The sequence below is a fragment of the Serratia sp. TMDUHS_CL genome, from assembly GCF_037137105.1.
In the GTDB taxonomy this organism is placed as follows: Bacteria; Pseudomonadota; Gammaproteobacteria; order Enterobacterales; family Enterobacteriaceae; genus Serratia; species Serratia nevei.
In genome coordinates, this window is the sequence record NZ_JBBBDV010000007.1 from 142651 (window position 1) to 167337 (window position 24687).

Sequence of the window (24687 nt, forward strand, 5' to 3'; positions counted from 1 at the left end):
GTCAGGCTGAACATGATTTATATCATTGATAAAGATATTACATTTAACACTGAAAACGGTTCATTGAAGAGTATAAAGAAGGGACGGGAAGTTTTCTTATCCAGCGTTAATTCTAGAGTATTCAAATGTTTGCTTGAGCATGGCCACGAGGCGGTGAGCCGGGATACGCTGTTGCAGCAGGTGTGGACCGATCACGGCCTGAGCGCCTCTTCGGCGACGTTGAATCAATATATCAGCCTGACGCGGCGGGCATTGACGTCTGTCGGTTTCAATGAACGCCTGATCGTTACCCTCTCTAAAAAGGGGTATAGACTCAATAGAATAATACCGATCGACCGACTGCGGATTGATTTACCCGATCCCCCGCCGCTTGCCGATGCCCCGGTTCCCTTGGCTGCGCCGACCGCAACGTCAAAAAACACCCACCACTATTTTTTTATTCTGCTGCGCAGCTTATCGATCGTCGTGCCATTATCTTTTCTGGCGCTGTGCTTTATCTATTACAAACATCATCGCGACAGTGAAAAGAAGCAGGTATTGTCTTACGTGGGGACGGTAAACGGCTGCCCGATCTACTATGCCGGCCATTTTTTGGAGAATCATCAGGACGACTATTTGCAGTTCTTGGTCAGGAAGGATCTTTATGGCCAGCGTTGCCGCCCCGGTGAGATTGTCATTACCAAGGTTAACCGTTCTCATAATGCCAATGAAGACAGCGGACGCCAGTTTATCGCCAAATGCACGAAGGACAGTGCGGCTGTTTTGCATAATTGTGAGAGCGAGTACATCCGGGCATGGAAAAAAAGTTAAATATTTTGTCAGCCACGCTGGTCGGCCTGTGCGTGTTGACTGGCAGCGTGGTGTATTCCCTGGTTCGCAGCCATCATGAGTTCGGTGATTTTTCCTGCGAAGCGAACGCCACGTTCAATTATTTCAATTCGCTGGACGCGCAGGCGGCACACGATGACATCCAGCTGTCGCTAAAAATAAACTACATCTTTTTGTCGGGCGATAAGGGCGTGATGATCTTGTCGGGCCTGGCCAACGACGGTGAAGAGAAGTATTTCGTCAACCGACGGGTTAATTTCAGCTATGTCTCGCAAGGCAGTTTCTATCGTTTCCACTATGGTGAGGTGAATTATTCACCGCGCGATACCTTGCCGGAAGAGGTGTATACTTACTTTTTCAGCAATGAATCGACGTTTTATCATATTCGCAGCGTAGACAAGAATACGTTGATGTTCAGCAATGCCTACTCGCCGATGTTTTTATGTAATATCGAATCCTGATTTTTATCTCGTTTTTTATGTGAGCTTAAGGTGTATTTCTGTTACCCTTTACATCCTCGCCTCCTGCCTTTTTAGCACGCAACTAATAACATGGGTTATTATGCGTGAATGCCTATTTTCTTTATCATTAATCAAATTTAATGGTGGTTTAGCTATTTTATAAAACCTGCTATCGTCATGTTTTTAAAAGATTTAATGAATCTAAGGTAATGTGATGTGACCATATTAATTTTATATTGTTTATTTTAAAGAAATAAGTTGCATGAATGTTTTTCGCATGATTAATTGAGGCCGCTCTTGAAACGGCGAACCATTAATTTTCATTGAAAATGCATCTCGCCGCATGCGTGCAAAGGTGATGGCACAGAGGGCCTTTGAACTTCATTAAACTGATAGGCGAGAGATGGACATACATAACATTGCCCTGAACGAGACTCTGTTGGAAAATGAGTTGGTAATATTAAACAACAATGAAAAAACGCTGTTGTTTAAAAAAGAGAATGTGCTCATTGAAATGACCGAATTACAGCGGCGCTTCATGCTGTGCCTGTTGAGCGGTATTTATAAGAAGAACGACATTATTCGCGCTGTCTGGTTTTGCAACCATGAGACCATCAGCGACAATAACTATTATCAGATGATATTCCAATGCCGCTCTTTGCTCTCCCGCCACGGTATTCCTGGCGAGGTGATCAAGACCATTCCCCGATTTGGCGTGATGTTGAGCTTTCAAGCCTGCGAGCGTGCGGCCGCTAATTTGCAGGGGGAATGCCCGTCGTCATCGGTTAATAATCGCCGGCGAACGTGGCTGGACGCCGTGAATTATAAAGTGGCTCTGGTCATCACGCTGCTGTTTTCCGTCGCGATGGTGGTCGGTATTTCCGCTTAGCGTTGGCGCCGTTGAATAACCGGGGGTGCCGTGAGCAAACGGTTGATAGATTTTTTTATGCTTCTTTTTTTTCTGACGAATCTGGCGTTCATGCTTCAGCTGGGATGGCGAATGATGGCCGGGGATGGCGCGCCCGTTGAGCCGAGCCGTGAAAACGCGCCCGGGCCGGGGCGCCATATTGTCTTTCCTCAGGAAGAGGATATCGGAAAAATTAATGACGCGCACTGGTTTGGCCGCTATCAAGCGGCGAAAGACGGCGAAAAGGCGCACGGGTATAAAGTCGGCGAATGGGCGATCGGTGCCGAGCTGCTGGCTAACGCACCGGAAGCCGCTGCGCTTGGCAAGATAGCGGGTTTGCTGTTCAGCGATAACGCCAAAAAAAGCCTGGTCATCGTCGAGCATGGCGGCAAGCAAACCGGTTATGGCGTTGGCGACCGTCTGGCCGGCAGCAATGCCGTCATCGTGCGGATAGTGAAAAATAAAATACTGCTCGATGAAAACGGCTATTACGCCACGCTGACGTTTAAAGAGTAGCCGGCGCGCCGTTTCGGCGCGGGGTGTTTTATAGCATAAGGCGACATTGTGATTACGCATTTTATTTATCGTTCCGGCCCAGGCTGGAGCGCCGGCTTATGGCGCGCGTTAGCGGCGGTGGCCGTCATGATTGTGCTGGCTGGCGCGGCGCGCGCGGAGCAATTCTCCGCCAATTTCAAAGGCACGGACATTCAGGAATTTATCAATACGGTCAGTAAAAACCTGGGCAAAACCATCATTATCGATCCGGCGGTGAAAGGTAAGGTCACGGTGCGCAGCTATGAACAGCTCGACGAGAAGCAGTATTACCAGTTCTTTCTCAACGTGCTGGATGTCTATGGCTATACGGTCATCGGCATGCCCAATAACGTCTTGAAGGTGATCGCCGCCAAAGAGGGAAAAAGAGCCGCGCTGGCACAAAACGGCGGCGAGGCGATCGCCGAAGGGGATGAAGTGGTGATGCGCGTGGTACCGCTGCGCAATATCGCGGCCAAAGACGTTTCGCCGATATTGCGCCAGCTCAACGACAGCATCGGCGTGGGCAGCGTGGCGCATTACGAGCAGGGAAACGCGTTGTTGATCACCGGCCGGGCCAGCGTGGTCAATGGCCTGCTCGAGCTCGTCAGGGAGATGGATCAGGACGATGGCAATCGGGTCGAAACTCTCGCGCTGAAGCATGCGGCGGCGCCGGAGATCGCGCGCATGGTGAACGAACTGTTTCGCGAAGAGGGCAAACGGCGCACGGCCGGCGCGAGCTCGCTGCGGCTGGTGGCGGATGAGCGGACCAACAGCGTGATGATCGCCGGGGATGATCGGAGCCGCGAACACGCCAAAGAACTGATTGACCAGCTGGATAACAAGAGCGTCACCCAGGGCAATACCCAGGTTATCCCTCTCAAATACGCCAAGGCGCAGAGCCTGGTCGAGGTGTTGACCGGCGTGAGTGCGGGCCTGCAAAACGAGAAGGAGAGCGCCACCGCCAACGTGGCGCTGCTGAAAAATGTGGTGATCAAGGCCGATGAGCAGACCAATGCGCTGATCATCACCGCAGCGCCGGATGTGATGCGCGATCTGGAGGCGGTGGTCGCCAAGCTTGACGTGCGCCGCGCGCAGGTGCTGGTCGAAGCGGTGATCGTCGAAGTGCAGGATGGGCAGGGGCTGAACATCGGCGTGCAGTGGGCCAACAAATACGGTGGTGGCACGCAGTTCGCCGGCCAGATGCCCGGGGTGTCGGCGGGGTTCGAAAACGGCATGAGCGACGTGTTCGGCAAGGCCAACGGCCTGATGACCGGTTTCTACAGCGGTAACTGGGGCGTATTGCTGACCGCCATCGCCAGCAACAACCAAAATAATATCCTGGCCACGCCGAGCATCGTCACGCTGGATAACGCCGAGGCGGAATTCAGCGTCGGGCAGGATGTGCCGATCCTGACCGGTTCGCAAACCACCAATAGCGATAACGTCTTCAATACCGTGTCGCGCAAGACGGTGGGGATCAAACTCAAGGTCAAACCGCAGATCAACCAGGGCCAGTCCGTGCTGATGCAGATCGAACAGGAGGTCTCCAGCGTTGCCGACAGCGCCGGCGCTACGCCGGATTCGCTGGGGGCGACCTTCAATATCCGCACGGTTAACAACACGGTGCTGGTGGACAGCGGCGAAACCGTAGTGGTGGGCGGCCTGTTGGACAAGTCCAACTCGGAGCTGGAGAGCAGCGTGCCGATCCTGGGCAAGATCCCGCTGGTGGGAGCGCTGTTTCGCTCGACCGCCACCAAAGCGAGCAAGCGTAATTTGATGCTGTTTATCCGCCCGACCATCATTCGCAGCACCGAGGGATATGCCCGGCAGAGCCAACGCAAGTTAGGCAAGTTCGACGCCGAACAGCAGGACGATCGTGAGCTGAATGACGCACTGCGCGGCGAGATCGCCGGCGATAAGAAGGCTCCCGACAATCGGGCGTTTCTCGCCACCGTTGCAAGTATCGACGCGTTTTACTCGCGGGGAGCACGCCCGTGAAGCCCCGTTCTGCGGGGCCGCTGTTGCCTTTTTCCTGGGCGCGCCAGCATGGCGTGCTGGCCGTTGACGGGCAGCACGGTATCCAGATTTATTGTCACCCTGACACAAGCCACGCCGCATTAATGGAGGCCTACCGCTGCCTGCCCGGCGAGCCGGCGCTGGCCCGGCTGGAGGCGGAGGCTTTTGATCAACGGCTGGTGGCGCACTACCAGCAGGAAAGCGGCCAGGCGCAGAAAATGATCGACGACCTGGGTGGCGAACTGGATTTTTACGCGCTGGCCGAGGAGTTGCCGCAGCAGCAAGACCTGTTGGACGAACAGGACGATGCGCCGATTATCCGCCTGATCAACGCCTTGCTGAGCGAGGCGATCAAAGAGCGCGCCTCCGATATCCACATCGAAACCTACGAGAGTGAGCTGGTGATCCGCTTTCGCATCGACGGCGCGCTGCGGCGGATTTTGGCGCCGCAGCGCAAGCTGGCGGCGCTGCTGGTGTCGCGCATCAAGGTGATGTCGAAGCTGGATATCGCCGAGAAGCGCGTGCCGCAGGATGGGCGCATGGCGCTGAAGGTCGGCGGGCGAGCGATTGACGTGCGGGTGTCGGTGATGCCGGCCAGCCACGGCGAACGCGTGGTCATGCGCCTGTTGGACAAACAGGGCGTGCGGCTCGAACTGCCCAGCCTGGGCATGGCGCCGGCGCACCAGCAGGCGTTGCTGCGCCTGATCCGCCAGCCGCACGGCATCATTTTGGTCACCGGGCCGACCGGATCCGGCAAGAGCACCACGCTCTATACCTTGCTGAGCCAGATCAACGATGAACAGCGCAACATCATGACGATCGAAGATCCCGTCGAGTATGAGTTGGCCGGCATTGCGCAGACGCAGGTGAATCCCAAGGTGGACATGACCTTCGCGCGCGGGCTGCGCGCGCTGCTGCGTCAGGATCCCGACGTGGTGCTGATCGGTGAGATCCGCGACGGCGAAACGGCGCAGATCGCGGTGCAGGCCTCATTGACCGGGCATTTGGTGCTGTCGACCCTGCATACCAACACGGCGATCGGCGCCGTGACCCGGCTGCGGGACATGGGGGTCGAACCGTTTCTGCTTTCGAGTTCGCTCAGCGGCGTGTTGGCGCAGCGCCTGGTGCGCCGGCTGTGCCCGCAGTGCCGCGAGCCTTATGCGTTGTCTGACGCGCAGCGGCGCCTGCTGGGGCTGCCCCCGACGCCGGCGGTGACCTGCTGGCGCCCGTTGGGGTGCGAGGCCTGCGGCGGGCAGGGATATCACGGCCGAATCGGCTTGCACGAACTGTTGGTGCTGGATGAACCGATGCGCATGGCGATCCATCGCGGTGACGGCGAGCTGGACATCGCGAAACTGGCCGCCGAACGCTATCTGCCGCTGCGCCAGGATGGGATCGCCAAAATGCGCGCCGGGGAGACCAGCCTGGAGGAAGTGCTGCGAGTGACGCGCGAAGGGGACGGCGATGAAGTTTGATTATCGCGCCTGCGATCGTGAGGGGCGCGCCCAGCGCGGCGTGTTGGAGGCGGATTCTCTGCGCCACGCCCGCGATCGCCTGCGTGAAAAGGGGTGGCAGGTGCTGGCGGTGCAAGCGCGCAGGCGGCCCGCTTTCGCCGGCATGTTTGCCGGCCGCTGGATGAGCGGCGTGAGCAGCGGCGATGTGGCGCTGTTGACCCGGCAGCTGGCGACGCTGCTGTCCGCTGCGCTGCCGCTGGAGGAAGCGCTGATGGCGGTGGCGCGGCAAACGGAGAAAAAAGGTCTGCAGGCGGCGTTGGCTCAGGTGCGGCAGCGCATTCTGGAGGGCTTTCCGCTGGCGCAGGCGCTGGGTCAGCATCCGCAGATTTTTGACCGCCTCTATTGTGCCATGGTGGCCGCCGGTGAGATTTCCGGCCATCTGGCGCCGGTGCTGGAACGGCTGGCCGACTACGTCGAACAGCGCCAGCAAATGAAGAACAAAATCGTGCAGGCGCTGGTGTACCCGATGGTGCTGACGACGGTGGCAATCGGCGTGGTGGCGATCCTGTTGACGGCGGTGGTGCCGAAGGTGATCGAACAGTTTGTGCATATGAAGCAGACCTTGCCGCTGTCGACCCGGATGCTGCTCGGCGCCAGCGACGGGCTGCGTCGATGGGGGGCGTTGGCGCTGATATCGGTGCTGACGGGCCTTGGCGCGTTCCGCTATCGCCTGCGGGATCCGGCGCGGCGCGTGCGCTGGCATGCGTTCATCCTGCGGTTGCCGGTGGTCGGCAAGCTGTCGCTGGCGGTGAACACGGCGCGCTACGCCAAAACGCTGAGCATTTTGAACGCCAGCGCGGTGCCGTTGCTGGAGGCGATGCGCATCAGCGCCGGCGTGTTGGGCAACGATGCCGCCCGCGAACGGCTGCTGGCGGCGATGGAGCGGGTGCGGGAGGGCGAAGGATTGTCGCCGTCGCTTGAGGGCACCGCGCTGTTCTCACCGATGATGCGGCACATGATCATGTCCGGCGAGCGCAGCGGTGAGCTGGACATGATGCTCGAACGGGCGGCGACGATGCAGCAGGAGGCCTTCGGCCGGCAAGTCACGCTGGCGCTGGGGCTGTTTGAGCCTTTATTGGTGATCGCGATGGCCGGTTCGGTGCTGTTTATCATTTTGGCCATCCTGCAGCCGATATTGCAGCTCAATAATATGGTCGGCTAATCATGCCGTTAATGGAGAGTAAAGTGAGTCATATCAGCAAGATGCGCAGGTCGCGGCAGCGAGGGTTTACGCTGCTGGAAATCATGGTGGTGATCGTCATTCTGGGGCTGTTGGCCAGCCTGACTATTCCAAGCCTGATGGGAAACAAGGAGAAGGCCGATCGGCAAAAGGCCGCCAGCGATATCGTCGCGTTGGAGAACGCGTTGGATATGTACAAGCTGGACAACGGGCGTTATCCCAGCGCGGAACAGGGGCTGGCGGCGCTGGTGACCCGGCCGGCGCTGGCGCCGATCCCGAGAAATTATCCCGAAGACGGTTATATCCGCCGGTTGCCGCAAGATCCCTGGGGGCAGGAGTATCGTCTGCGTAATCCGGGGCGTCACGGCAAGCTGGACGTGTTTTCTCTGGGGCCGGACGGCATCGCCGACACCGATGACGATATCGGCAACTGGGTGGCCGACGCCGACGCGCCATGAGGCGCATACGCGGCTTTACGCTGCTGGAGATCATGCTGGTATTGCTGCTGCTGGGGGTGACCAGCGGCCTGGTGATGCTGAGTTTTCCGGCGGATGAGAAAGCGTTGGCACGGCAGGGGGAGCGGCTGAACCATTGGTTGAATGCCCTCGCCGAGCGGGCCGAGCGCGAAGGGGTGAGTTATGGCGTGGCGTTCGGCAGCGGCGGTTGGCGCAGCGTTGCCGCTGCGGGGCAGGCGAGCCGGGAGGCATACGCCCTGCCGGACGGCATCGCGCTGTGGCTGAGCGTTGAAGGGCAAACCGTCGCGCTCGATGACGCGGCGACGCGGCCGCCGCAGGTGTGGCTGTATCCGGGGGGCGAAACCACGGCGTTCAGCGTAGTGCTGTCGCAAGGGCGGTGCCTGTGGCGATTGCAGGCGCCCGGTTACTTCGTATTTGAAACGACGGACATTCGTTGCGATGACGCGGAAAATGAGACGCCAGCAGGGCATGACGCTGCTGGAAGTGATGGTGGCCTTGATGATCTTCGCCATCGGTTGCCTGGCGCTGATCAACAGCACCGGCGGCCAGGTGCGTAGCCTGAGCGAGATCGAAGCCAAGACCGTTGCGCTGTGGGTAGCGGACAACCAGCTGACGCTGCTGCAGCTCGATCCGCAGCCGCCGACGCTGGCCTGGCATTCGGGCACCACGGTGATGGCCGGTGAGACCTGGCACTGGCGTTATCGTGGGCAGGAGACCAGCGACGCCGGAATGCGGGCGATCGCGATCGAAGTCAGGCGCGATCCGCAGGATCGCAACGTGCTGGCGGAGTTACAGGCTTACCGGGGGTTGCCATGAAGCGCGCTTTGCAACGCGGTTTTACGCTGGTGGAAATGCTGCTGGCCATCGCCCTGTTCGCCATGCTGTCGCTCACCGCCCTGGCGGTCTTCAGGGGCGTGCTGAAAAACGACGAAATTACCCAGCGCAAATCGACGCAGCTGACCCAGCTGCAACGGGCGCTGGCGATCGTCGAGCGCGATTTTGCTCATGCGCAGGCGCGTGCGCCGATCGGTGATAAACGCAGGCCGGCGGCGCCGGAATTCGCGGTGCTGCAGACGGCGGAGGGGGAAGACGTGGATTTTCAGCTGTTGCTGATCCGAAGCGGCTGGTCGAATCCGCAGGCCCGGCTGCCGCGTGCCACGCAGGAGCGGGTGGCCTATCGCCACCGGCAGGGGCGGCTGGAGCGCCTCAGCTACCCGAATTTGAGCAGCCCGCAGGCGACGGCGCGCAGCGTGCTGTTGCTGCCGGAGGTGACGCGGTTCCGCCTGCGTTTTTACCGGCAAGGCGAATGGTTGACGGCCTGGCGCGCCGGCGGGCTGCTGCCGCAGGCGGTGGAGATCACCGTCGAGACCCCCGCGTTGGGGGAAATACGGCGCATCATCGCGCTGCCCTCGGCGAGGCCATGATGAAAAAACAACGCGGTATGGCGCTGTTGATGGTGCTGCTGATGATGTCGCTGATGGCGATCGTGGCGGTCAATATCAATGACCACTGGCAGCGTTCGCTGGCGCGCACCCAGTCTCAGCAGGATCGGCTGAGGGCGAAATGGCTGCTGTTGGGCGGGGAGATCTACGCCCAACAGCGGTGGCGGCAGGCAGGAGAGCAGCGCAAGGCCTGGGAAGCCTCTGGGGCGGCGTTCAGTATGCGTACCGAAGAGGGGGAAGTGGCGATACGCCTGCGCCGGGTCGATGCCTGTTTCAACGTAAACGCCCTGATCCGCGCCGCCGGCCCAACGGAGGTCGGAGATAGCGAGGGGGTTCCCCCCAATAAAGAGAGGCGGATATTCATGCTGTTACTGAACAACCTGGGCATCGCCGACGCGCAGGCAGGCGCGATTGCCGATGCGATCGTCGCCCGGGCTTATGGCGAAGGGTACCTGATGGGGGATATCAGCGAACTGCGGGAGCTGGCCGGTATCGATCGTGAGCTATACCTGCGCCTCGCGCCGCAGCTTTGTGCGGCGCCGGATGCTGAATTGCAGATCAACCCGGACGCCGTGGATGAGGCCCGGTTGCCGCTGCTGCGGGCGATGCTGATGAACGCCCTGGGCGGAGAACGGCTGCGGACGTTGCTGGCGGCCCGCCCGCCGCAGGGGTGGCAGACGCTGACGTTTTTGTCGCAGGAAAAAGCGCTGCAAGCCTTGGATGACGACGCTCTCGACGAGCGATTGAAGTTCGACGACAGCCGCTGGATTGCGCAGCTGCAGCTGACGCTGAATGACGGGCGCTATCGGCTCGTCAGCGCGTGGCAACCGGGCCAGTCAGGCATCACGGTCAGCGGACGCCAGTTCGACAGAGGGGAGGGGTAAAGGGTGGCGAACACAATCCTGCTTATCGCGCTGAGCGAGGACTCGATGGCCGATGTGCGCTGGGGCCACGTCGGCGAGACGCGCTGCCGCTTTGGCGCCCGCCTCGATCTGACCGACGGCGGCGGCGAGTTGGCAGCCATGGCGCAGGGCAGCCGAGTCGTGGTACTGGTGCCTGCCCGTCATGTGGTGCTGAGACAAACGACATTCCAGGGCAAGGCCCGGCAGGCGACGCCACTGGCGCTGGCCTACGCCCACGAGGCCGGGCTGTTGACCGATACCGAGCAGATGCACTGGGCGGTGCTGGGCAAGGCGCAGCGTGATTTCACCCTCGCCGGCGTCGCGCTGGCGCAGATGCAGGGCTGGGTCGAGCGCCTGAGCGCCTGCGGCATTCGCGCCGATAAAATGCTGCCCGACGTGCTGGCATTGCCGCTGCCGGGCCAATGCAGCGCGCTGCGCTGGCGCGATCGCTGGCTGATCCGAACGGGGAATGGGCAGAGCTTGTCGCTGCCCGATGCCTGGCGGGATTGCACTCCGCTGCCGACGCCGGATTGGTGTTTGCACTGCGGCGGGGAGATTCCGGCGGGCTGGGAAGCGGCGCGCATTGACGAGGATCCGCTCTGGCAACTGGCGCAAGAGGCCTGGAGCAGCCCCGCCACGCTGCTGCAGGGGCGTTTCAAACCGAGCGTACGCTGGCCGCGTCGCCTGCCCGATAAGACCGTCTGCGCGCTGCTGTTGCTCAGTGGTTCGCTGCTGGTGGGCGGTTTGCATCACCAACAGATGGCCCGGCAGAACGAGAGCCGGATAGCGGTACTGTCTCAGCGCCTGCTGCCTGGCCAGACCGCGCCGGCGTTTGCGGAACAGGCGGCGAAAGCGCAGGTGCGGCGTATGCAAGACGCCCTGAATGCGCCGCAGCTGTTCAGGCTGCTGCCCTACGCGGCCGGGGCACTCGCTTTATGGGCGCCCCCGCAGCTGCAGGCGCTGGCTTTCGACGCTGCCGACGATCGTCTGGTGGTGACGGTGAACAGAAACGACGTGCCGCTGCCGGCACCGGTTAACGATGGCGAGGTCAGTATGACGTTCAGAGAAGGCGGCGCACCCAACCAGGCGGTCCTGACGGTGAGAGGTGAGCGATGAATATCGGGTGGCACGATAAGGCGTTGCGGCGGGCGGTGTTGTTAAGCCTGTTGTTGTTGGTAGCCTGCGGCTACTGCCTGTATCAGTTTTCACAGGCGCAGAAAAGCGCACAACGGCTGGCGGCGCTGCAGGGGCAGGCACGTGTCATCCAGCAACTGCAGGCTCGCTCGCCGCCGGGCGCCGCTGCGCGCGAGCAACTGCCGGAGCGGCTGCGGCAGAGCGCGCAAGCGTACCGCATTCCCCTCGCCGACCTGACGGAAAGTGACGCGGAGATGCTGGTGAGGCTGCCGCCTGTGCCGTTCGAAAGCCTGCTGTCGTGGCTGGCTGCCCTGCAGCGCGAGCACGGTATCCGCGTGCTCGCGCTCACCGTGGAGCGCGCGGGGCAGGCGCCGGGCGTCGTGCAGGTCAGCCGGCTGCAGGTGACGACGCAGCCGTCGATGTAACTCACGCTAACGAATCATCAGGAATCAGAAAAATCATGCTATTCGCCCTAAACGCGGCGGCGGATGAACACTGGCTGTTATTTAGCGCCGTGTTGAGTCTGTGCGTCGGCAGTTTTATTAACGTGGTCGTTTATCGGCTGCCTATCATGCTTGAGCGTGAAATAGAAACGACGCAGGCCGAGCGATTTGATCTCGTTTGGCCGCGTTCATTTTGCCCGTCATGCATAAAACAATTATCGGCGTTCGATAATATTCCGTTATTAAGTTGGCTGCTGTTGCGTGGCCGCTGTCGTTATTGCTGCAGCCCTATTCCCGTGCGTTATCCACTGGTGGAGTTATTTCTGATGCTGATGGGAATCATGCTGGCCTGGCGTCTCGGCATCGGGGTTGATTGGTTTTTCATGCTGGCGTTTGTTGCGTTGTTGCTGGCGCTGGCGGCGATTGACAGCGAGCGCCAACTCCTGCCGGATTGCCTGACGCTGTCGCTGTTGTGGGGCGGGTTGCTGTGGCATTGCCTGGCGCACCCGGCCTTTTTGCCGGCGGCGGTGGTCGGCGCGATGGCGGGCTATCTGACGCTGTGGCTGCTGTATTGGGCATTTCGTCTGGCGACCGGCCGCGAGGGGCTGGGATACGGCGATTTTAAACTGTTGGCGGCGCTTGGCGCCTGGGGCGGGTATGCCGCTTTGCCGTCGATCCTGCTGTTTGCTTCCGCCGGCAGCCTGCTGTGGCTGTTGTTGCGCGTATGGCGCGGCGGTGATGGAACTCAGCCCCTGCCTTTCGGGCCGGGGCTGGCGACGGCGGGCGCAGGCGCGGTGGCCTGCCAATGGTTTGCGCTGCCGCTGGGGGGCTAACGGAGCTGGGCTAGAAAGGGCGCCAGTGACCGATTGAATTCGCTGCACTTCTCCTGCAGCGGCGTGGCGTCGGCCGCCAGCTGTGCGGCGACGCGTTGACCTGCAGCAAGCAACTGGGCGCGATTGAGCGCCGGCGACCACCCTTTTTTCTCTGCTTCCTGCAGCGCCGCCGCCGTGAGCTTATCGTCGGCCGGGATGTCGGCGCGATTGCAACGCTCTCTCAAAAACAAGCCGGCGCCGACCAGCGACGACAGCTGGTCGCGTTGGGCGGCGGCGTCAGGGGCCGATTTGGCGGCGTGCTGGCAGCCGGAGAGCAGCAGGGAGGCCAAGACCGCTGCGGCGATATTTTTCAATGTCACGTTATTCTCTCTGTGGAATAGGAACGGTGCGCTTATTTCTTTCGCCGCAAGGCGGCGCTTCGCGATTTCCGGATTATTTTAAACGTTTGTCATGCCATTTAATATCTTGGCCGTATTAGGTTTTATTATTTTAATGCATTCTAAGTGCCGGGCGTTCAGGGCTTCTACTTATTATTCCTCTCGCGGTATCGCCGCATCTCTTTGAGTTTCTTCTCACTCAGTTGGAATCCAATAAATTTAACTGGAGTCGTAATGAAATTATCCAAAATCGCCCTGATGATGGCAACGCTTGCTGCCTCGTCGGCCGCCTGGTCGCATGGGTATATCGAAGTTCCCGAAAGCCGCGCCTACAAGTGCAAGCTGGGCAGCAACACCGACTGCGGCCGGGCGCAGTGGGAACCGCAGAGCGTTGAGCAGATTTCCGGCTTCCCTGGCGGCGCTACGCCGCTCGACGGCCAGCTGGCCAGCGGCGGAGTTAATGGCTTCGAACCGCTGGATCGCCAGGGCGTCAACGTCTGGGCGTTGAACACCATGAAGCCGGGGCCGCAGACGTTCACCTGGTACCACACCGCCAAGCACAAAACCAATAACTGGCGTTACTACATCACCAAACAAGACTGGGACGTGAACAAGCCGCTGTCGCGCGAGGCTTTCGAAAAAGAGCCGTTCTGCGAGGTTGATGGCCATGCTCAGGCGCCAAAAGATCGCGAAGTGCACCAGTGCGTGGTGCCGGAGAGAACCGGCTATCAGGTGATTTACGGCGTGTGGGAAATCAATGACACGGTGAACAGTTTCTATCAGGTGGTTGACGTCAACTTCGAGGACGACGGCGTCGTATCCGAATGGCGCAAGCAGCTGCAGGGATCCCTCACCGGTAAAAACCTGCAGGTTGGCGATAAAGTGATCGCTCGCTTCTTCGACGCGAGCGGCGAAGTGCTGGCGATGAAAACCGAGCTGGCGATCGACAGCGAGGCGCTGACCGACAAAAACCGCTGGAGCCACGCACTGGCAACCAAGATCAACGTCGAGCAGAAAACGGTGCGCGCCGGAGTGAAAGACGGCAAAGGCAACGTCAACCCGGTATTCGGCAATAACGCGGTCTTCGCCAAGCAGGGTAGCCCGATGAAGAGCGTAGTGATCTCCTATGAGGAAGAAACGCCGGCCATTACCGAGGAGATCCGCATCGGCAATCTGTCCAGCACCAAGATCAAGGACGGTAAAGCCCAGCTGACCTTCAATGCCGAGGTCAAAGGCAAGCTGACGGTTGAAGCGCGCGTTTACGATCACGGCCAGACGGAGAAAGGCTATGTGAAAGAGACGCTGGAAGACGCCAGCCAGCCGCTGACCATCGCGCTGACCAACGTCAGCGAAGGCCACCACATGCTGAAAGTGATCGCCAGCAACGACAACGGGCAGAGCATTCAGCCTGATATCGAAAACTTCAACCTGGAAGCAGACTCCACCGGCGGTGGCGGCAACGGCGACTACAACTTCGTCTTCCCGAACGAGCTGAGTAAATACACCGCCGGCACCACGGTGCTGCAGCCGAAGAACGGTAAGGTGTATCAGTGCAAACCTTTCCCTTACAGCGGTTACTGCATGCAGTGGAACAGCGGCGCGACTCATTATGAGCCGGGCGTGGGATCCAACTGGCAGGATGCCTGGATCCTGAAAAAGTAAGCGTAAATCGGATAGCCAAGCGGCCAGCGATGGCCGCTTTTCAAGGAGTTTTATGTCACACGAACCTGCCCGTTACGATCTTTTTAGTCGGTTACTGCATTGGGGCATTGCCGCGGTCATGATCTACGTAATGATCGTTGGTTATTCGCTGCATTTTATGACGGATGCGCGCATCTTCGCTTTTTTCTCCGTGACCAATATGTCGTTGGCCTTGGTGCTGACACCGCTGATGGCGGCGCGCTTTATCTGGCGCTTTTTCCGGCCGAAGGTGCCCTATGGCGATATGTTGCAAGGGCACCAGAAGGGATTGGTGCATTTGCTGCACGAAATATTCTACCTGCTGATTTTCGTGGTGCTGCTCAGCGGATTCCTCATGCTAGAGCACGGCTTTGCCGTTTTCGGCGCGATTGACTTCCCACGCCCGATTGCAAATCTCGACGTTAACCGCTTCTTTTTCGCCGTGCACCGTTATGCGTGTATCGCGCTGTCGGCCATGATCGTGCTGCACGTCGCGGCGGTGATTAAACACCACTGTTTTGCCCGGCAGGCGATTTTGCGCCGCATGCTCTGATTTTACGGGGCGATCACGCCGCCCGGAGGCAGTGCGGCGGCGTGGCCGCGAGGAGCATAGGGGAGTTGGCGGCATGGCCGTTACGCTGGTGGCCGTAAAGCAGGGGCGAGAGTCATCACGCGTTAATCGCGTTATACCCCGAACAGGAACAGAGAAGTGTGTCTATTTATTATTAACGATAAAGATGAACGTAATTAACATTTCATTGTCAATAGGAAAAATACGTATTCAACGTGGACATTGAAGCCGATAAAAGCATCGGCTCAACGCGTTGGGGTCTGATTACCTGACATATTTCCAAACGGAGGTGGGGATTTTGTCATACAGTTTGTTCATGGTGAGCTCCGCCAGACGGTGATCGGCCGCTGAGTAAAACAGCTCCAGTTCATCATCGGAAAGCTCGTACTTATTTTTCTCAATAACACGTTCGAGAGTATCAATCGTGGTGCATTTACGTAAACGCATCAGATAGTCGGTTTTAGTCATGGTGGCCTTTTAGTTTAATAACCGTAAAATAGCTCGGGAATAATTATCCCCTAAGTTTTCATTGTCGTACAGATGTCCTCTCCTGAGAACATTCTGAATAATCTCGCCTTGGTCTTTTGCCAGCGGCGCAGGTCGGAATCATTGATACCGTAGCTGCTGAACAGCGTATAAGTATCGTCGAGATATTCTTCGACTAACTCCGACAGGTCTGATTCGTCCATGTATTTAATTTTATAACTCATCACAAACGAAGCGATATGTTCGATCAACTCATTAAGCTGCAGGTTGACGGAGGATGTCGGATCGTTGACCCACCCGTGGTGGCTGTCTCCCAGGGTCGCGATGCCTTCATCATACAAATTTTCGCACAAGAATTTGAGCTGAGCAATGTCGTGTCGCTTAGGCGAATACTCATCCATATCATCCCCTCCGTAAGTCTTAATTGCGGTGTGATAACACTATGTGAGTAAGCTGATTTACATCATGAACGGAGGCAGCTTAACGGTGGTTAAATAAACTTCCCGTAAAATGAATATAAATCATTTTTTCGCGTTTGGCCTGCAGTTATTACGTAAACTTACAATTCATCCGCAGTTGATGGACGTGAGTTATCAATGATGTCGAAGATTAAACCCCGCTCCGTCACTCGAAACCGGACGCTGTCGTTGATGGTATCTTCGCTGTTGATATCCAGACAGGCATTAAAAATGCCCCACTTATAGCGATAACTCATTGAATAACCGCCGTCACCTTGTGGCACTATATCAAGTATTTCTAATGAATCTTCGGCATAGCGTGCGCTTTCAGAATAAAAACTGAGTCCGCTGGTCAGCGCCGGCACTAACTCCGCTATATTGTCATTAATCACTTTCTTTAATTTTTTAACAGAAGGTGCGTTCACTTCCAGGCTACAGGCAAGGGTGACAAGCATTAATCTCGGCCAACAGCAATGTTATCTGCTTATCTTACTCCTTTTCCGACCTCGTCGGTAAATTTTTCGATTTACCGCCGTTCTTTACCCTATGCCAACATTTCTGTCGAACGGGAATATCCCTGAGATTGATAAGGGGAACGTGGCGGGGGAGAGCCGCTGCGCGGGGCTGTTACGTTCCGTTGCATTAATTGGCACGGCAGGGCTTGAGACGTTGCAGTGAGTGTGATGTTATATTGTAACCATTAATTCATCGCGTTGATCACGACATTGACTCCCTCTTCACAACATGACGCCGCGTCGTCACTGAATTCGTTGTTTACCACCTCCGCTGCCGTGCGCTGTGCGGGGGCCGTTGTGCTGCTGGCCCTGCTGTGGCTCGGCATTTTCTGGGCGGTGTCGCTGCCATGATTACCTTGCGTCAGCTGGCGATAGGCTATGGGGCCACGCCGCTTTTCCCGCCGCTGAGCGGGCAGTTTACCGCCGGATCGCTCACTGCGGTGGTGGGCGTCAACGGGGCAGGTAAGTCGACGCTGCTGAAAACCTTCGCCGGATTGTTGCCGCCGTTGGGAGGCAGCCTGAGTTTTAGCGGCGGAAAGCCACCGCGCAGAGCGTATTTACCGCAGCAGGCGGAACTGGATCGGCAGTTCCCCATCGCGGTGAGCGATCTGGTGGCGATGGGCTGTTGGCCGCAAAGCGGCATGTTCGGCGGCATGAACAAGCGTGCGGCGAGCCAGGTCAATGAGGCGCTGGCGAACGTTGGCATGAGTGCGCTGGCGCACAGCCCGGTGGGCGAGCTGTCCGGCGGCCAGCTGCAGCGAGTGCTGTTTGCACGCCTGCTGGTCCAACAGGCGCCGCTGATCCTGCTGGATGAGCCTTTTACCGGCATCGACAGCGCCACCACGCAAATTTTGCTGCAGGTGATTGCGCAGCTGCACCGGCAGGGGAGAACGGTGATCGCCGTGCTGCACGATATGTCGATGGTTGCCGAGCATTTTCCGCAGGCGCTGTTGCTGACGCCGCAGGCTTGCCACTGGGGCGCGGCCGAGCGAGTGCTGGAGCAGGTGCCGAGGTATCACGCCACTGAACGGCAGCCAGATCTGCGGGCGGTGTCGCCATGATGCTGTGGCATGCGCTTATCGATCCTTTCCTCTCTTTCGGTTTTATGCGCCGCGCGCTCATGGCGTGCCTGGCGTTGTCGCTCAGCGCCGCCCCGCTGGGCGTGTTTCTGCTGCTGCGCCGCATGAGCCTGGTAGGGGATGCCTTGTCACACGCGGTGTTGCCGGGCGCGGCGATCGGCTATCTGATCTCCGGCATGTCGCTGGTGGCGATGGGCGTGGGCGGCTTTATTGCCGGGCTGGCGGTAGCGATGCTGTCCGGCCTGGTGAGCCGCCGCACGCCGCTGAAAGAGGATGCCAGCTTTGCCGGGTTCTATCTGGGGTCGTTGGCGCTGGGGGTCACGCTGGTCTCGCTGCGCGGTTCCAGCGTGGATCTGCTGCACGTGCTGTTCGGTTCGATTCTGGCGGTGGATGCACAGGCCATGGTGATGGTCGGTGCGATCGCCTCGGTTTCGCTGCTGGCGCTGGCGGCGCTGTATCGTGCGTTGGTGATCGAATCCTTCGACGTGACTTTTCTGCGCGTCAACGCGCCGCGCCGCTTGGCGCTGATCCACGGCCTGTTTCTGGCGCTGGTGGTGGTCAATCTGGTGGCGGGATTCCAGATCCTTGGCACCTTAATGTCGGTGGGGCTGATGATGTTGCCCGCCGCCAGCGCGCGCTTCTGGGCGCGCAATCTGCCGCAGACGCTGGCGACGGCGATGGGCATCGGCGCGCTTTCCAGCGTGATTGGGCTGGTGTGGTCCTATTACGCTTCGCTGCCTGCCGGCCCGGCGATCGTGCTCAGCGCCAGCGTCATCTTTTTCGTCTCGATCCTGTTTGGAACGCGCGGAGGCATTTGCGCCTTCGTGCGCCGTTGAGAAGTGCCATTTGCAAGGAGAAAGTATGAAACGTTTACCTATATCGCTGGCGGTCGCTGCTCTGCTGGCCAGCCCATGGGCGATGGCGAAGACCGTTGACGCCGTCGCCAGCTTTTCCATTCTGGGCGATATCGTCAAACAGGTGGGCGGCGATCACGTCAAGGTCAGCACGCTGGTGGGGCCGGATGGCGATCCGCACAGCTTCGAGCCCTCGCCGCAGGACGGCAAGAAGCTGGCTCAGGCTGATGTGGTGTTCGTCAGCGGCCTGGGGCTGGAAGGGTGGATCGATCGCCTGGTCAGCGCCTCGGGTTATAAAGGGCAAGTGATCACCGCTTCACAGGGGATCAGCACTCGTCAGATGGAAGAGGACGGGAAACCGATTACCGATCCTCACGCCTGGAACAGCATGAAAAACGGCGTACAGTACGCTACCAACGTGATGAATGCCCTGATTGCCGCCGATCCCGAGGATGCCAACTATTTTCGTCAGCGCGGAGCCGACTATATTCAGCAGCTGCAAAAGCTGGATCTGTGGGCCAAAACCCAGTTCGCGGCAGTACCGCCACAGAAACGTAAGGTGCTGACCAGCCATGATGCTTTTGGCTACTTTGGGCAAGAGTATGGCGTCACCTTCCTTGCCCCGGTCGGATTTTCCACCGAGGCAGAAGCCAGCGCCAGCGACGTGGCGGGCCTGATCAAACAGATCAAGCAGGAAAAGGTTAACGCTTACTTTATCGAAAATCAGACCGATCCGCGGCTGGTGAAACAGATTGCCGCCGCCACCGGTGCCAAGGCGGGCGGCGAGCTGTACCCTGAAGCGCTCTCCCGCGCGGGCGGCCCGGCGGCCACCTATGAGCAGGCGTTCAAGCACAATGTCGACGCGCTGCTGAGCAGCATGAAGTAATCTCCGCCCCCGCCTGCCGGCGGGGGACGGCTTGCAGGCACTTTCTCGCCATAAAAAAAGCCCCGTTGAGCAGCAACGGGGCTTTGCGACAGATGACACTTTGGAGTTAACGCTTTTTCTTACGTCCCTGTACCGCTTTGAATCGCGGATTGCTTTTACAGATCACATAGATGCGGCCACGACGACGCACGACTTTGCAATCCGGGTGGCGATTTTTCGCCGAACGCAATGAACTCAATACCTGCATGGGGGTTCCTTGTTACTTATTGCCGATAAAGCGGCCAAAGCGCTGCTGGAAGCGCGCCGTGCTGCCTTCTTTGGAATAGTCTTTCTGCTTGCCGGTGTAATACGGGTGCGAAGCGGAAGAGACGTCGAGGGTGACATACGGCAAGCTTTCGCCGTCCAGTTCGATGGTGCGATCGGTTTTGATGGTCGATCCCACTTTGAAGTAGGCATTGGCGCTGACGTCGTGGAAGACCACGGTGCGGTAATCGGGGTGGATGCCGGGTTTCATAATGGCTCTCTCGTGTAATGTTATACTATAACAATAATTATGCGCCGACCTGGCATCACGATCAAGCGCAAATTGCACACAAGAGTGAATTAATGAGAACGGTTTGCATTAAGCAACTGAAGCAAAAGAAAAAGGCCGCATGCGCGGCCTTTTCGATTATCGGGTGGAGCTCACATCACTGAGCGATCAGTGGTGCTCTACCGGATGGCTGTGTTCCAGGTCTTCGTTCTTCTTGCTGAAGCGGCGGCGAACCACCACGAAGAACACCGGTACGAAGAAGATCGCCAAGACGGTGGCGGTGATCATCCCGCCCATTACGCCGGTACCTACCGCGTTCTGTGCGCCGGAGCCTGCACCGCTGCTGATAACCAGCGGCAGAACCCCGAGGATGAAGGCCAGAGACGTCATCAGGATTGGACGCAGACGCATACGCACCGCTTCCAACGTCGCTTCGATCAGGCCTTTGCCTTCTTTCTCCATCAGGTCTTTGGCGAATTCCACGATCAGGATGGCGTTCTTCGCCGACAGGCCTATGGTGGTCAGCAGCCCCACCTGGAAGTACACGTCGTTGTTCATGCCGCGCATCGTCGCGGCCAGCAACGCACCGATAACCCCCAGCGGCAATACCAGCATGACCGAGAACGGCACGGACCAGCTTTCATACAGCGCCGCCAGACACAGGAACACCACCAGAATCGAGATGGCGTACAGCGCCGGCGCCTGGTTGCCCGACAGACGTTCCTGATAGGACATGCCGGTCCAGTCGTAACCGATGCCGCTTGGCAGTTTGGACGCCAGCTGTTCCATCAGGTTCATCGCTTCACCGGTACTCTTGCCCGGTGCGGCCTGGCCCAGAATTTCCATCGACGGCAAGCCGTTATAGCGTTCCAGACGCGGTGAGCCGTATTCCCATTTCGCCGAAGAGAAGGCGGAGAATGGCACCATCTGGCCGCTCGTACCGCGCACGTACCATTTGTTGATGTCTTCCGGCAGCATACGGAACGGCGCCTCGGCCTGTACGTACACTTTCTTCACACGACCGCGGTCGATGAAGTCGTTGACGTACGAACCACCCAGGGCGGTGCTCAGCGTGCTGTTGATGGTGGTGATGCTGACGCCCAGCGCCTTGGCTTTCTCCTGATCGACGATCAGTTTGAACTGCGGCGTATCTTCCAGGCCGTTCGGGCGCACGCCCACCAGCACGTCCGGATGTTGAGCAACCATGCCCAACAGCTGGTTACGCGCTTCGGTCAGTTTCTCGTGCCCCAGGCCGCCCTGGTCAATCAGCTCGAAGTCGAAGCCGGTTGCGGTACCGAGTTCGATAATCGCCGGCAGGTTGAACGGGAACACCAGGCCTTCTTTAATCTGCGAGAACGCGCCCATGGCACGGCCCGCGATCGCTTCGACCTTGTTCCCGGCCCCTGGACGCTCGCCCCAGTCTTTCAGGCTGACGAATGCCAGGCCGTTGTTCTGGCCGTTACCGTTGAAGCCGAAGCCCGCGACGGTAAACACCGAAACCACGTTGTCCTTTTCCTTGTTCAGGAAGTAGTCGGAGACTTCTTCCAGCACTTTGTTGGTGCGGGACTCGGTGGCGCCGGCAGGCAGCTGCACCATGGTCAACAGGATGCCCTGATCTTCGTCCGGCAGGAACGAGGAAGGCAGGCGCAGGAACAGCAGGCCCATGCCAACCACGATCAGCAGGTAGATGATCAGATAGCGGCCGGTGCTGCGCAGGATGTTGCCCACGCTGTCGGTATAGTGATGCGTGCTCTTCTCGAACATGCGGTTAAACCAGCCGAAGAAGCCTGTTTTAACCCCGTGATCGCCTTTCGGGATCGGTTTGAGCATGGTGGCGCACAGCGCCGGCGTCAGGATCAAGGCCACCAGCACCGACAGCGCCATCGCGGACACGATGGTGATCGAGAACTGGCGATAGATGGCACCGGTTGAACCGCCGAAGAACGCCATCGGCACAAATACCGCCGACAGCACCATGGCGATACCCACCAGCGCGCCCTGGATCTGGCCCATCGATTTACGGGTCGCTTCTTTCGGCGGCAGCCCCTCTTCGGACATGACGCGCTCGACGTTTTCCACCACCACGATGGCGTCATCCACCAGCAGGCCGATCGCCAACACCATGCCGAACATCGTCAGGGTGTTTATCGAGAAGCCGAACGCCGCAAGGATCGCAAAGGTCCCCAGCAGTACCACCGGCACCGCGATGGTTGGGATCAGCGTCGCGCGGAAGTTCTGCAGGAACAGATACATCACCAGGAATACCAGGATGATGGCTTCGATCAGCGTTTTCACCACTTCGTTGATGGAGATTTTAACGAACGGGGTGGTGTCGTACGGATAAACCACTTTCATCCCTTGCGGGAAGAATGGCGCCATCTTGGCCAACTCGTCTTTCACACCTTTGGCGGTGTTCAGGGCGTTGGCACCGGTAGCCAGTTTGATACCCAGACCGGCGGCAGGCTTGCCGTTATAGCGAGCGGTAACCGCGTAGCTTTCCGCGCCGCGCTCGATGTGAGCGACGTCGCGCAGGCGCACCTGGGAACCGTCGGTATTCACCTTCAGCAGGATCTTGCCGAACTCTTCCGGCGAAGTCAGACGGGTCTGCGCGATGATCGAGGCGTTCAACTGCTGCCCCGGCACCGGCGGCAGGCCGCCCAGCTGGCCAGCGGCGATCTGGTTGTTCTGCTCGGTGATGGCGGAGGTTACGTCCGTGGTCGTCAGCTGGTAGTTGTTCAGCTTGTTCGGATCCAGCCAGATACGCATCGCGTACTGGGCACCGAACAGCTGCACTTCACCCACGCCGGACGAACGGCTGATCGGGTCCTTGATGTTGGACGCCACGTAGTCCGCAATATCGTCCTGAGTCATGTTCGGATCGTCGGAAACGAAGCCGGCCACCATCAGGAAGCTGCTGCTGGATTTTTCTACTTTCAGGCCCTGTTGCTGAACTTCTTGCGGCAGCAACGGGGTGGCCAACGACAGTTTGTTCTGGACCTGAACCTGCGCGATGTCAGGATCGGTGCCGGAATCAAACGTCAGGGTAATGGTGACGCTACCAGAGGAATCACTGGTGGAGGACATGTACATCAGGTTATCGATACCGTTCATGTTCTGTTCGATAATCTGCGTGACGGTATCCTGCACCGTTTTGGCATCTGCGCCCGGGTAGTTGGCGGAAATGCTCACCGCCGGCGGTGCAATAGTGGGATACTGCGCGATAGGCAGTTTCATTATTGCAAGCACCCCCGCCAACATGACGATGATGGCGATTACCCAGGCGAAAATTGGGCGATCTATAAAGAACTTAGCCATGTATTACAGGCTCCTTTTTATGACTTCTGCGCTTCAGACTGCGGCTGTTTTTGCGCCTGAGTGTCAACTTCCTGCACTTTTACCTGCGCGCCCGGATGCACTTTCATCAGGCCGGAGACGATCACGCGATCGCCGGCTTTCAGGCCATCGGTAACCAGCCATTTGTCGCCAATCGCCTGGTCTGCCTTCAGCGTACGCAGCTCAACTTTGTCGTCTGCCCCGACCACCAACGCCGTTGCGTCGCCGCGCGGGTTGCGGGTAACGCCTTGCTGAGGCACCAGCAGCGCATCGCTGCGCACGCCTTCGTCCAGACGGGCGCGCACGAACATGCCCGGCAACAGCGTATCGTTCGGGTTAGGGAACAGGGCGCGAATGGTGATGGAGCCGGTGGTCTCATCGACGGTGACGTCAGAGAATTCCAGCGTGCCTTCCTGCGCGTATTCAGCGCCGTTTTCCAGCATCAGTTTCACCTTGGCCTTGCCGTTTTCCTGCTTCAGCGCGCCGCTGGCCAGTTCTTGCTTCAGGCGCAGGAAGTCGGTGCTCGACTGGGTGACGTCGACATACATCGGATCCAGCTGCTGCACGGTAGACAGGGCGGTCGCCTGGCCGTTGCTGACCAGCGCGCCTTCGGTCACGGCGGATTTGCCGATGCGGCCGGAGATCGGGGAGGTCACCTTGGTGTACGCCAGGTTGATGCGCGCGGTTTCCACGGCGGCCTTGGCGGCCACCACGGCGGCATCCGCCTGCTGCAGCGTGGAGACGGCGTTGTCGTAGTCCTGCTTACTGATGTAGCTGGTACCCAGCAATGGCTTGTAGCGGTTTACCGTCACGCGCGCGATGGAAGCGCTGGCCTGTGCTTTGGCCAAATCGCCTTTTGCGCTGTCGTAGCTGGCCTGATAGGTGGCGGGATCGATTTGGTACAGGGACGTCCCGGCCTTGATATCGCTGCCTTCAACGAAATTGCGCTTCAGGATGATGCCGCTGACCTGAGGGCGAACTTCGGCGATACGATACGCAGCGGTACGGCCAGGAAGATCGGTAGTGATGTTGAGAGGCTCGGCCTTCAAGGTCACCACGCCCACTTCAGGAGCCTGCTGGTGGGCGCCTTGCTGTTGGGTTTCTTTATCGTTACATCCTGTTAGCACTAAGCTGCCTGAAAGCATCAGAACGGCCGCCAGAGGCGTTAACCCTCTGTTTTTGTTCATAGAAAAACCTCAAGTGTCCGATTTCAAAATGATCAATGGATCACAAGCTTTAAAACCCA

General features: G+C 58.7%; 28 protein-coding genes. 20 read left to right on the top strand and 8 right to left on the bottom strand.

Translation table 11 applies throughout. The features are described from left to right. The first annotated feature begins 12 nt into the window (after positions 1 to 12). The 15 genes from WCL58_RS14905 (at position 13) to WCL58_RS14975 (ending at position 12670) form a co-directional block, all read left to right on the top strand. Complete coding sequence (locus WCL58_RS14905; protein ID WP_060423389.1) at positions 13 to 810, top strand: winged helix-turn-helix domain-containing protein; 798 nt, start codon at positions 13 to 15, stop codon at positions 808 to 810. Then, positions 795 to 1289 carry a FidL-like protein gene (locus tag WCL58_RS14910; RefSeq protein WP_047728690.1) on the top strand — a complete coding sequence of 165 codons (495 nt, stop codon included), beginning with the start codon at positions 795 to 797 and terminating at the stop codon, positions 1287 to 1289. Before WCL58_RS14905 ends, WCL58_RS14910 begins: the two co-directional genes overlap by 16 nt. Positions 1290 to 1692: 403 nt before the next feature. Continuing rightward, complete coding sequence (locus WCL58_RS14915; protein WP_141958125.1) at positions 1693 to 2178, top strand: winged helix-turn-helix domain-containing protein; 486 nt, start codon at positions 1693 to 1695, stop codon at positions 2176 to 2178. Positions 2179 to 2208: 30 nt separating this feature from the next. Beyond that, positions 2209 to 2712, top strand: a complete 504-nt coding sequence (locus tag WCL58_RS14920) for a type II secretion system protein N (protein WP_072265459.1) — start codon at positions 2209 to 2211, stop codon at positions 2710 to 2712. A gap of 126 nt (positions 2713 to 2838) precedes the next feature. Continuing rightward, on the top strand, positions 2839 to 4728 hold the full coding sequence (gene gspD, locus WCL58_RS14925) for a type II secretion system secretin GspD (RefSeq protein ID WP_141960592.1): 1890 nt from the start codon (positions 2839 to 2841) through the stop codon (positions 4726 to 4728). Further along, positions 4725 to 6221 (top strand): type II secretion system ATPase GspE, encoded by a 1497-nt coding sequence (gene gspE / locus WCL58_RS14930; RefSeq protein WP_060440571.1) that lies wholly within the window; start codon positions 4725 to 4727, stop codon positions 6219 to 6221. The genes gspD and gspE overlap by 4 nt, the downstream gene beginning before the upstream one ends. Beyond that, positions 6211 to 7422, top strand: a complete 1212-nt coding sequence (gene gspF, locus WCL58_RS14935) for a type II secretion system inner membrane protein GspF (protein WP_060423402.1) — start codon at positions 6211 to 6213, stop codon at positions 7420 to 7422. Before gspE ends, gspF begins: the two co-directional genes overlap by 11 nt. Positions 7423 to 7463: 41 nt before the next feature. Then, positions 7464 to 7898: a type II secretion system major pseudopilin GspG gene (gspG, locus tag WCL58_RS14940; protein WP_047730782.1), complete on the top strand. Its 435-nt coding sequence runs from the start codon at positions 7464 to 7466 to the stop codon at positions 7896 to 7898. Continuing rightward, positions 7895 to 8473, top strand: a complete 579-nt coding sequence (locus tag WCL58_RS14945; protein ID WP_141958127.1) for a prepilin-type N-terminal cleavage/methylation domain-containing protein — start codon at positions 7895 to 7897, stop codon at positions 8471 to 8473. The genes gspG and WCL58_RS14945 overlap by 4 nt, the downstream gene beginning before the upstream one ends. Next, a complete protein-coding gene (gspI, locus tag WCL58_RS14950; protein ID WP_047728681.1) occupies positions 8385 to 8732 on the top strand; it encodes a type II secretion system minor pseudopilin GspI in 348 nt (115 codons plus the stop codon). Before WCL58_RS14945 ends, gspI begins: the two co-directional genes overlap by 89 nt. Further along, on the top strand, positions 8729 to 9340 hold the full coding sequence (gene gspJ / locus WCL58_RS14955; RefSeq protein WP_060440570.1) for a type II secretion system minor pseudopilin GspJ: 612 nt from the start codon (positions 8729 to 8731) through the stop codon (positions 9338 to 9340). The genes gspI and gspJ overlap by 4 nt, the downstream gene beginning before the upstream one ends. Then, positions 9337 to 10242 carry a type II secretion system minor pseudopilin GspK gene (gspK, locus tag WCL58_RS14960; protein ID WP_260439588.1) on the top strand — a complete coding sequence of 302 codons (906 nt, stop codon included), beginning with the start codon at positions 9337 to 9339 and terminating at the stop codon, positions 10240 to 10242. Before gspJ ends, gspK begins: the two co-directional genes overlap by 4 nt. Positions 10243 to 10245: 3 nt before the next feature. After that, complete coding sequence (gene gspL / locus WCL58_RS14965) at positions 10246 to 11376, top strand: type II secretion system protein GspL (protein WP_084826741.1); 1131 nt, start codon at positions 10246 to 10248, stop codon at positions 11374 to 11376. Continuing rightward, positions 11373 to 11819, top strand: coding sequence for a type II secretion system protein GspM (gspM, locus tag WCL58_RS14970; RefSeq protein WP_141958128.1), 447 nt, complete (start codon positions 11373 to 11375; stop codon positions 11817 to 11819). The genes gspL and gspM overlap by 4 nt, the downstream gene beginning before the upstream one ends. 35 nt (positions 11820 to 11854) lie before the next feature. Beyond that, positions 11855 to 12670, top strand: a complete 816-nt coding sequence (locus tag WCL58_RS14975; protein WP_147839403.1) for a prepilin peptidase — start codon at positions 11855 to 11857, stop codon at positions 12668 to 12670. Here WCL58_RS14975 and gspS read toward each other — a convergent pair. Next, positions 12667 to 13029 carry a type II secretion system pilot lipoprotein GspS gene (gene gspS, locus WCL58_RS14980; RefSeq protein ID WP_060423419.1) on the bottom strand — a complete coding sequence of 121 codons (363 nt, stop codon included), beginning with the start codon at positions 13027 to 13029 and terminating at the stop codon, positions 12667 to 12669. The two genes, WCL58_RS14975 and gspS, sit on opposite strands and share 4 nt — an antisense overlap. Positions 13030 to 13281: 252 nt before the next feature. Here gspS and gbpA point away from each other — a divergent pair, with 252 nt between their 5' ends. Together gbpA and WCL58_RS14990 are read left to right on the top strand one after the other, a co-directional pair. Further along, a complete protein-coding gene (gene gbpA, locus WCL58_RS14985; RefSeq protein ID WP_060423422.1) occupies positions 13282 to 14709 on the top strand; it encodes an N-acetylglucosamine-binding protein GbpA in 1428 nt (475 codons plus the stop codon). A gap of 52 nt (positions 14710 to 14761) precedes the next feature. Then, on the top strand, positions 14762 to 15280 hold the full coding sequence (locus tag WCL58_RS14990) for a cytochrome b (RefSeq protein WP_047728667.1): 519 nt from the start codon (positions 14762 to 14764) through the stop codon (positions 15278 to 15280). A 282-nt stretch (positions 15281 to 15562) separates the two neighbouring features. Here WCL58_RS14990 and WCL58_RS14995 read toward each other — a convergent pair whose 3' ends face one another. The 3 genes from WCL58_RS14995 to WCL58_RS15005 all read right to left on the bottom strand — a co-directional run bounded on the left by WCL58_RS14995 (position 15563) and on the right by WCL58_RS15005 (position 16697). Beyond that, complete coding sequence (locus WCL58_RS14995; RefSeq protein ID WP_004940313.1) at positions 15563 to 15766, bottom strand: HHA domain-containing protein; 204 nt, start codon at positions 15764 to 15766, stop codon at positions 15563 to 15565. Between the two features lie 50 nt (positions 15767 to 15816). Next, entirely contained in the window at positions 15817 to 16185 is a 369-nt protein-coding gene (gene tomB, locus WCL58_RS15000) for an Hha toxicity modulator TomB (RefSeq protein ID WP_004940312.1), read from the bottom strand. Between the two features lie 158 nt (positions 16186 to 16343). Continuing rightward, positions 16344 to 16697: a hypothetical protein gene (locus tag WCL58_RS15005; protein ID WP_336851328.1), complete on the bottom strand. Its 354-nt coding sequence runs from the start codon at positions 16695 to 16697 to the stop codon at positions 16344 to 16346. A gap of 407 nt (positions 16698 to 17104) precedes the next feature. Between WCL58_RS15005 and WCL58_RS15010 the strand changes: the two genes are divergently transcribed. From WCL58_RS15010 to WCL58_RS15020, 3 genes are read left to right on the top strand one after another with little or no spacing between them, the layout of a single operon-like run. Beyond that, on the top strand, positions 17105 to 17818 hold the full coding sequence (locus WCL58_RS15010) for a metal ABC transporter ATP-binding protein (protein ID WP_060423430.1): 714 nt from the start codon (positions 17105 to 17107) through the stop codon (positions 17816 to 17818). Next, the gene (locus tag WCL58_RS15015) at positions 17815 to 18672 is read left to right on the top strand and encodes a metal ABC transporter permease (RefSeq protein WP_060440564.1); all 858 of its coding nucleotides are present in this window, start codon (positions 17815 to 17817) and stop codon (positions 18670 to 18672) included. The genes WCL58_RS15010 and WCL58_RS15015 overlap by 4 nt, the downstream gene beginning before the upstream one ends. Before the next feature lie 25 nt (positions 18673 to 18697). Then, positions 18698 to 19576, top strand: a complete 879-nt coding sequence (locus WCL58_RS15020; protein WP_089185570.1) for a metal ABC transporter substrate-binding protein — start codon at positions 18698 to 18700, stop codon at positions 19574 to 19576. Positions 19577 to 19682: 106 nt separating this feature from the next. Here the strand turns inward: WCL58_RS15020 and ykgO are convergent, their stop codons facing one another. The 4 genes from ykgO to sdeX form a co-directional block, all read right to left on the bottom strand. Then, complete coding sequence (ykgO, locus tag WCL58_RS15025; RefSeq protein WP_004940304.1) at positions 19683 to 19823, bottom strand: type B 50S ribosomal protein L36; 141 nt, start codon at positions 19821 to 19823, stop codon at positions 19683 to 19685. A gap of 12 nt (positions 19824 to 19835) precedes the next feature. Then, entirely contained in the window at positions 19836 to 20090 is a 255-nt protein-coding gene (locus WCL58_RS15030; RefSeq protein WP_336851329.1) for a type B 50S ribosomal protein L31, read from the bottom strand. A 186-nt stretch (positions 20091 to 20276) separates the two neighbouring features. Continuing rightward, the gene (sdeY, locus tag WCL58_RS15035) at positions 20277 to 23423 is read right to left on the bottom strand and encodes a multidrug efflux RND transporter permease subunit SdeY (RefSeq protein WP_060423439.1); all 3147 of its coding nucleotides are present in this window, start codon (positions 23421 to 23423) and stop codon (positions 20277 to 20279) included. 17 nt (positions 23424 to 23440) lie between these two features. Continuing rightward, on the bottom strand, positions 23441 to 24628 hold the full coding sequence (gene sdeX / locus WCL58_RS15040) for a multidrug efflux RND transporter periplasmic adaptor subunit SdeX (protein WP_049199912.1): 1188 nt from the start codon (positions 24626 to 24628) through the stop codon (positions 23441 to 23443). Positions 24629 to 24687 lie beyond the last annotated feature (59 nt).

What these genes read in the sequence shown, in the direction of transcription:
- WCL58_RS14905 (WP_060423389.1), top strand. Translation starts at nt 13, where the DNA reads ATGATTTATATCATTGATAAAGATATTACATTTAACACTGAAAACGGT.
- WCL58_RS14910 (WP_047728690.1), top strand. Translation starts at nt 795, where the DNA reads ATGGAAAAAAAGTTAAATATTTTGTCAGCCACGCTGGTCGGCCTGTGC.
- WCL58_RS14915 (WP_141958125.1), top strand. Translation starts at nt 1,693, where the DNA reads ATGGACATACATAACATTGCCCTGAACGAGACTCTGTTGGAAAATGAG.
- gspD (WP_141960592.1), top strand. Translation starts at nt 2,839, where the DNA reads ATGATTGTGCTGGCTGGCGCGGCGCGCGCGGAGCAATTCTCCGCCAAT.
- gspF (WP_060423402.1), top strand. Translation starts at nt 6,211, where the DNA reads ATGAAGTTTGATTATCGCGCCTGCGATCGTGAGGGGCGCGCCCAGCGC.
- gspG (WP_047730782.1), top strand. Translation starts at nt 7,464, where the DNA reads ATGCGCAGGTCGCGGCAGCGAGGGTTTACGCTGCTGGAAATCATGGTG.
- WCL58_RS14945 (WP_141958127.1), top strand. Translation starts at nt 7,895, where the DNA reads ATGAGGCGCATACGCGGCTTTACGCTGCTGGAGATCATGCTGGTATTG.
- gspI (WP_047728681.1), top strand. Translation starts at nt 8,385, where the DNA reads ATGACGCTGCTGGAAGTGATGGTGGCCTTGATGATCTTCGCCATCGGT.
- gspJ (WP_060440570.1), top strand. Translation starts at nt 8,729, where the DNA reads ATGAAGCGCGCTTTGCAACGCGGTTTTACGCTGGTGGAAATGCTGCTG.
- gspK (WP_260439588.1), top strand. Translation starts at nt 9,337, where the DNA reads ATGATGAAAAAACAACGCGGTATGGCGCTGTTGATGGTGCTGCTGATG.
- gspM (WP_141958128.1), top strand. Translation starts at nt 11,373, where the DNA reads ATGAATATCGGGTGGCACGATAAGGCGTTGCGGCGGGCGGTGTTGTTA.
- WCL58_RS14975 (WP_147839403.1), top strand. Translation starts at nt 11,855, where the DNA reads ATGCTATTCGCCCTAAACGCGGCGGCGGATGAACACTGGCTGTTATTT.
- gbpA (WP_060423422.1), top strand. Translation starts at nt 13,282, where the DNA reads ATGAAATTATCCAAAATCGCCCTGATGATGGCAACGCTTGCTGCCTCG.
- WCL58_RS14990 (WP_047728667.1), top strand. Translation starts at nt 14,762, where the DNA reads ATGTCACACGAACCTGCCCGTTACGATCTTTTTAGTCGGTTACTGCAT.
- WCL58_RS14995 (WP_004940313.1), bottom strand. Translation starts at nt 15,766, where the DNA reads ATGACTAAAACCGACTATCTGATGCGTTTACGTAAATGCACCACGATT.
- tomB (WP_004940312.1), bottom strand. Translation starts at nt 16,185, where the DNA reads ATGGATGAGTATTCGCCTAAGCGACACGACATTGCTCAGCTCAAATTC.
- WCL58_RS15005 (WP_336851328.1), bottom strand. Translation starts at nt 16,697, where the DNA reads ATGCTTGTCACCCTTGCCTGTAGCCTGGAAGTGAACGCACCTTCTGTT.
- WCL58_RS15010 (WP_060423430.1), top strand. Translation starts at nt 17,105, where the DNA reads ATGATTACCTTGCGTCAGCTGGCGATAGGCTATGGGGCCACGCCGCTT.
- WCL58_RS15015 (WP_060440564.1), top strand. Translation starts at nt 17,815, where the DNA reads ATGATGCTGTGGCATGCGCTTATCGATCCTTTCCTCTCTTTCGGTTTT.
- WCL58_RS15020 (WP_089185570.1), top strand. Translation starts at nt 18,698, where the DNA reads ATGAAACGTTTACCTATATCGCTGGCGGTCGCTGCTCTGCTGGCCAGC.
- ykgO (WP_004940304.1), bottom strand. Translation starts at nt 19,823, where the DNA reads ATGCAGGTATTGAGTTCATTGCGTTCGGCGAAAAATCGCCACCCGGAT.
- WCL58_RS15030 (WP_336851329.1), bottom strand. Translation starts at nt 20,090, where the DNA reads ATGAAACCCGGCATCCACCCCGATTACCGCACCGTGGTCTTCCACGAC.
- sdeY (WP_060423439.1), bottom strand. Translation starts at nt 23,423, where the DNA reads ATGGCTAAGTTCTTTATAGATCGCCCAATTTTCGCCTGGGTAATCGCC.
- sdeX (WP_049199912.1), bottom strand. Translation starts at nt 24,628, where the DNA reads ATGAACAAAAACAGAGGGTTAACGCCTCTGGCGGCCGTTCTGATGCTT.